Raw genomic sequence first — 5,778 nt, forward strand, 5'->3', positions numbered from 1 at the left:
TCGCTCTTCGTAATGGTTGAGTTTGTTGTTGTAGCGATTGTGGCCGAGTCATTTTTTTGTCCGCAAGCAGATAGCATTAATATACTTATTAGTGCAGTGATAATGAATGTACTTTTTCCTTTCATGCTAACACCTCATCCGAATATGTTATCGCTATTGTAGAATATAGAAGTGAACATGAAGTGAATTTTTAATGTTTTTTCCCTGTAAAATGTAAAAAAAGTACATCAACATTAACGTTGATGTACGATTTAATCAAAGGTGATCGGTTTTCTTAGAATATGCACGTTTTCCTTGCTGAATATTTTTTTGCTCTTGTTCATTTTTTTGAGTRCGCTTTGCATTATTGTCGCGTGCTTTTTTGTCGTTATCGCTAGTATGTGGCATATGTATCAACTCCATTTCTAAACGTTGTATGTTTATCATTTCCTTTTTCGTAAAGACTATGTATAGCGGTGCATTCATGAATACTAAAGGTGGATTAGAAATGGATTTGAAGCTGAATTATACTGAACTTATTAAGAAGTTAGTCGTTGTAATTATTGCGGGTTTATTAAATGCGATTGGGATGAATTTATTTTTAACACCAGCGAAAGTGTATGCGAGTGGTTTTGCTGGATTGTCTCAATTATTGTCACAAATATTAGGTGACTTTTTATCTATTCATATATCTACGGGGGTATTGTTTAGTTTGTTTAATATTCCTGTCGTTATTTTAGCGTGGAAAAAGGTTGGGAAGGCCTTTACATTTTTTAGTTTTCTTTGTGTTGTATTTATGACTTTGTTTTTAGAAATTATCCCAGTTAGAGCGGTTTCGCACGATATTATATTGAATGCGATTTTTGGTGGGATTATTTCAGCGATTGGGGTAGGAGTTGCTTTAAAGTGGGGGGCTTCTACAGGTGGTCTAGATATTATCGCTATGATTTTATCAAAAATAAAAGATAAGCCTGTCGGCACGTATTTTTTCTTCTTTAATGCACTTATCATTATCGCTGCTGGCTACGTGTATGGATGGGAAAAGGCATTATATACTTTAGTCACTTTGTATGTATCAACGAGAATTATTGATGCGATTCATACCCGTCATGTGAAGATTACGGCATTAATTGTTACAAAGAACGGGGCAGATGTGCGAAAAGCGATTCACTCTCGCTTAGTGTTCGAAAAGAGTAAAGAGGACCAAAGCTGGTCCTCTTTTTTTAATGCAAATTCGTAATGTCTTGCAATTGCTCCTGCATTTCACGTAGCTGAACTTTTTCAGCAGTTGAAGAGTTTGCATAAGCAGAGTGCAAAGCGTTTTTTGCTGTATATACGAGATCTTGTTGTTCAGCGCCGCTTGAACAAGATACGGCATTTGCAACAGCATCTCTAGCTTGTTGGAATAGTAAGTTCCCCATTTAAACCCCTCCAAAAGAAGAGTTACTTCTTGCTTTTTCTGCCTCAGCTAATGTACCTCGGTACGGGAATCTTGCATCATGCTTCATAACAGCATCGGCTCCTTGCTGGATAAAACGCTTTGATTTGTTCTTTTTACCCATTCGAAAAACCCCCTTTATTTAGCTGAAAACAATTGACGCGCTTTCTCTTGCGTCTAATAATAGTATGAGCGTTTGGCGAGAAACTATAAGTAGGGAATTTTTAGATTACAATCCAAGAACCTCTTCTAAATATAGAGCGATACCATCTTCTTCATTCGTTAATGTCGTATGATTTGCGAGTGATTTTAATTCAGGAATCGCATTACCCATTGCGATTCCATGACCAGCAAATTCGATCATTTCAAAGTCGTTATCCTCATCACCAAAAGCGATAATTCGCTCTTTAGGAATATTATAATGGCCTGAAATTTTTTGTAATCCGACAGCTTTATTTAATCCGCTTTTTACAATTTCAATAATTGGCCAAGGCGCACCCCATTTTCTATGGTCGATGACTTCAGCATGCATATCTGTTAAATGTTGGCGAATTGCAGCAGAGTGCTCGTCATGTGCATCGATTAATAAGCAAGTTGGATGGTCGTTTAAAGTATTTAATAAATCTCCTGTGAAAATCTTAGGAGAACCGAATTCAAAAATATGTTTTTTATCTTCATCAATTTCACGGACATACACATCATCGATGACTTCAGCATAGACATTTTTCACGCCGAAATCAAAGCAAGCTCGGACGATTTCTTGCGCTGTTGAAAGTTCAAGAGGAGAGTGATGTGTTCCCCAACTTGAATCAAGAGGGTGATGAACGTAAGCTCCATTAAAGTTTACGATTGGTGTGTTAAGGCTAAGTTCTTTATAATAATCGTAACTAGCGCGGAATGGACGTCCTGTTGAAATAACGACAATATGTCCTTGTTCTTTTGCTTTTGCAATTGTGTTTTTCGTTCTTGGAGAAATTATTTTGTTGTCTGTTAATAAAGTTCCGTCTAAGTCTAATGCGATTAAATGTTGTTTGTTCATAATTTCACCTCTTATAATAATTTTTTTGTTTCTATCTGTATTTCCGTTTTTTAATATGCAGAAATAAGAGGTTAGACTGGGTGAAACTACTGTAGATGAAAGTTTCACTATATATCCATCTTACGTCGCGAAGCGCTGTGGTGTCTACTATTTCTCGTTGGAAATTAGGAAAAGTCAATATATTTTTAGAAAGTTCAAACAATGTTTCTTTCATTATGTACAATTTGTGAAAAGGGTTACATTGTTTGAATGATGCGACTTATAATAAACATGTAATCTTCTCGTATATGTTTGACTCTCCTTTGAAACTGGCCTAAAGTAGGTTGGTTTCTTTTTTTTCAACAAATATGCCAATAATTCCTGCTTAAGCTTGTGTAATTATATATATGTACATGGGTAAACGGTAGTACTTGTTTCCTAAACATGACAGAAAAGCTTTCTTTTAAAATGGATATACTAATGAGGCAAGACGTCATGGAAGGAGAATGGAAATGGGACAAAATCGCAGGTTTCGTTCAGGGCAAAAAGCGCCAAATGATGGCATTTACGTAGAAATTGGTGAAACGGGAAGTATGGTGAAAAATCCGCAAATGGTACAATTAACTGCCGGTGAAAAGTTTCCAGAGAACGCAAATCATAACCGTCAGTGGACATATAAAAGAAAACCGTAACAGAAGCCGCAATCGTTATTGCGGCTTTTTTGATTAGGAAAATGAATGTTACTTTTTTCTTTTTCCAATAATAAGTTTGAACTACATAAGCAAAATTATTGTATAAAAAAGTCAGTTGGCGTATAATCAAATCAAAGGTCAAAGAAAGTCAAACGTTTGGAGGGCTGTAAAGATGGACTTAAATCAAATGACAACGAAAACACAGGAAGCGATTATGAGTGCTCAATCTTTAGCGGTATCTCATCATCATCAAGAAGTAGATACTGTTCATCTATTGCTTACGTTATTAGAGCAACAAGACGGATTAACGGTACGTATTTTTCAAAAAATGAATGTCGATATAGAAGCGTTAAAGCAAGGTGTAGAAAGTTTAATTAAGAAAAAGCCTTCTGTAACTGGAAGCGGGGCAGAGGCAGGGAAATTATATGTAACAGGTGCTTTGCAACAACTGCTTGTAAGAGCAGGAAAAGAAGCGGAGAAATTGCAAGATGACTACATTTCAATCGAACATGTATTACTTGCTTTTTCTGAAGAAAAAGGCGATATAAATCAATTATTCGCAAAATTTTATATTACGAAAGATAACTTATTACAGTCTTTAATGACAGTTCGGGGGAATCAAAGAGTGACTAGTCAAAATCCAGAAGCAACTTATGAAGCGTTAGAAAAATATGGCCGTGATTTAGTGGCTGAAGTAAGAGCGGGGAAAATTGATCCTGTAATTGGCAGAGATAGTGAAATTCGCCGCGTGATCCGCATTCTTTCACGCAAAACGAAAAATAACCCCGTTTTAATCGGAGAGCCAGGTGTTGGTAAAACAGCAATCGTTGAAGGATTAGCGCAGCGTATTGTGAAAAAAGATGTCCCAGAAGGATTAAAAGATAGAACAATTTTCGCTTTAGATATGAGTGCACTTGTGGCCGGAGCAAAATTCCGCGGTGAGTTTGAAGAACGTCTGCAAGCTGTATTAAATGAAATTAAAAAGAGTGAAGGTCGCATTTTATTATTCATTGATGAACTTCATACAATCGTCGGCGCTGGTAAAACAGAAGGAGCGATGGATGCGGGAAATATGTTAAAACCAATGCTAGCGCGTGGTGAACTGCATTGTATCGGGGCAACGACATTAGATGAATACCGTAAATATATTGAGAAAGATCCAGCGTTAGAAAGACGTTTCCAACAAGTGTTAGCAGAAGAGCCAACTGTTGAGGATACAATTTCCATTTTACGTGGTTTAAAAGAGCGTTTTGAAATTTATCACGGTGTAAATWTTCATGACCGCGCGATTGTAGCGGCATCTGTTTTATCAGATCGATATATTTCGGATCGTTTCTTGCCCGATAAAGCAATTGATCTTGTTGATGAAGCCTGTGCAACAATTCGAACAGAAATTGATTCTATGCCAACAGAACTAGATGAAGTAACGCGCCGCATTATGCAGCTGGAAATTGAAGAAGCTGCTCTTGGGAAAGAAAAGGACTTAGGTAGTCAAGAGCGCCTAAAAACATTGCAACGTGAATTATCGGATTTAAAAGAAGTTGCAAGTAGTATGAGAGCGAAATGGGAGAAAGAAAAAGAAGACATTCATAAAGTGCGTGACTTACGTGAACATTTAGAGCGCTTGCGCCGTGAGTTAGAAGAAGCAGAAGGAAATTACGATTTAAATAAAGCAGCTGAGCTTCGCCACGGGAAAATTCCAGCTATCGAAAAAGAGTTAAAAGAAGCGGAAGAGATGGGTGCACATAATAAACAAGAGAATCGTTTATTACGCGAGGAAGTAAGTGAAGAAGAAATTGCAGACATTGTTTCAAGGTGGACTGGTATTCCTGTYGCAAAACTYGTTGAAGGTGAACGTGAGAAATTATTACGTCTTGAACAAATTTTATCAGAGCGTGTTATCGGTCAAGAGGAAGCGGTAAGCCTTGTATCAGACGCAGTACTTCGTGCTCGCGCTGGYATTAAAGATCCGAATCGTCCAATTGGTTCATTTATTTTCTTAGGCCCTACAGGTGTTGGTAAAACTGAGCTTGCAAAAACGTTAGCKCAAACATTATTTGACAGTGAAGAGCAAATGATTCGTATCGATATGTCTGAGTATATGGAGAAACACGCAGTGTCACGCTTAATTGGAGCGCCTCCTGGATATGTTGGATATGAAGAAGGTGGACAATTAACAGAAGCAGTAAGACGTAAACCATATTCTGTTATTTTGTTAGATGAAATCGAAAAAGCACATCCAGAAGTATTCAACATTTTATTACAAATGTTAGACGATGGCCGCATTACAGATTCACAAGGACGTACAGTAGACTTTAAAAATACGGTTATTATTATGACTTCAAATATTGGATCTGCTCACTTATTAGAAGGGCTAGAAGAAGATGGTTCTATTAAAGAAGAGTCAAGAGAACTTGTGATGGGACAATTAAGAGGACATTTCCGACCAGAATTCTTAAACCGTGTCGATGAAATTATTTTATTCAAACCTCTGACAAGGAATGAAATTAAAGGTATTGTTGATAAGATTGTACAAGAATTACAAGGGCGTTTAGCAGATCGCCACATATCATTAGAATTGACGGAATCTGCAAAAGAATTTGTTGTAGAAGCTGGATTCGATCCGATGTACGGAGCTCGTCCTTTAAAAC

6 protein-coding genes and 2 pseudogenes are annotated in these 5,778 nt (G+C 37.1%); 3 read left to right on the forward strand and 5 right to left on the reverse strand.

Annotated elements, in window-relative coordinates; all coding sequences use genetic code 11:
• Together prsA and AC1DJR_RS17505 are read right to left on the reverse strand one after the other, a co-directional pair.
• Nucleotides 1–125: pseudogene (gene prsA, locus AC1DJR_RS17500) on the reverse strand (peptidylprolyl isomerase PrsA); the annotation flags it as partial.
• A 130-nt stretch (nucleotides 126–255) separates the two neighbouring features.
• On the reverse strand, nucleotides 256–387 hold the full coding sequence (locus tag AC1DJR_RS17505) for a DUF3941 domain-containing protein (protein WP_001120851.1): 132 nt from the start codon (nucleotides 385–387) through the stop codon (nucleotides 256–258).
• A gap of 100 nt (nucleotides 388–487) precedes the next feature.
• Here AC1DJR_RS17505 and AC1DJR_RS17510 point away from each other — a divergent pair.
• Nucleotides 488–1,162, forward strand: a pseudogene (locus AC1DJR_RS17510) (YitT family protein); the annotation flags it as partial.
• A gap of 40 nt (nucleotides 1,163–1,202) precedes the next feature.
• On the opposite strand, the gene AC1DJR_RS17515 reads toward AC1DJR_RS17510, so the two are convergent.
• From AC1DJR_RS17515 to AC1DJR_RS17525, 3 genes are all read right to left on the reverse strand, one after another.
• Nucleotides 1,203–1,400 carry a DUF3813 domain-containing protein gene (locus AC1DJR_RS17515; RefSeq protein WP_429687347.1) on the reverse strand — a complete coding sequence of 66 codons (198 nt, stop codon included), beginning with the start codon at nucleotides 1,398–1,400 and terminating at the stop codon, nucleotides 1,203–1,205.
• Nucleotides 1,401–1,541: a hypothetical protein gene (locus AC1DJR_RS17520; RefSeq protein WP_000516816.1), complete on the reverse strand. Its 141-nt coding sequence runs from the start codon at nucleotides 1,539–1,541 to the stop codon at nucleotides 1,401–1,403.
• A 105-nt stretch (nucleotides 1,542–1,646) separates the two neighbouring features.
• Nucleotides 1,647–2,456 carry a Cof-type HAD-IIB family hydrolase gene (locus AC1DJR_RS17525; protein WP_002201383.1) on the reverse strand — a complete coding sequence of 270 codons (810 nt, stop codon included), beginning with the start codon at nucleotides 2,454–2,456 and terminating at the stop codon, nucleotides 1,647–1,649.
• 491 nt (nucleotides 2,457–2,947) lie between these two features.
• Between AC1DJR_RS17525 and AC1DJR_RS17530 the strand changes: the two genes are divergently transcribed.
• Both AC1DJR_RS17530 and clpB read left to right on the forward strand, forming a co-directional pair.
• The gene (locus AC1DJR_RS17530) at nucleotides 2,948–3,127 is read left to right on the forward strand and encodes a YjzC family protein (protein WP_002086997.1); all 180 of its coding nucleotides are present in this window, start codon (nucleotides 2,948–2,950) and stop codon (nucleotides 3,125–3,127) included.
• A gap of 172 nt (nucleotides 3,128–3,299) precedes the next feature.
• Nucleotides 3,300–5,778 (forward strand): ATP-dependent chaperone ClpB (clpB, locus tag AC1DJR_RS17535; RefSeq protein WP_477003128.1); only part of this gene is annotated, 2,479 nt, incomplete at its 3' end.

Source organism: Bacillus sp. 05T31 (assembly GCF_056396725.1).

What these genes read in the sequence shown, in the direction of transcription:
- AC1DJR_RS17515 (WP_429687347.1), bottom strand. Translation starts at nt 1,400, where the DNA reads ATGGGGAACTTACTATTCCAACAAGCTAGAGATGCTGTTGCAAATGCC.
- AC1DJR_RS17520 (WP_000516816.1), bottom strand. Translation starts at nt 1,541, where the DNA reads ATGGGTAAAAAGAACAAATCAAAGCGTTTTATCCAGCAAGGAGCCGAT.
- AC1DJR_RS17525 (WP_002201383.1), bottom strand. Translation starts at nt 2,456, where the DNA reads ATGAACAAACAACATTTAATCGCATTAGACTTAGACGGAACTTTATTA.
- AC1DJR_RS17530 (WP_002086997.1), top strand. Translation starts at nt 2,948, where the DNA reads ATGGGACAAAATCGCAGGTTTCGTTCAGGGCAAAAAGCGCCAAATGAT.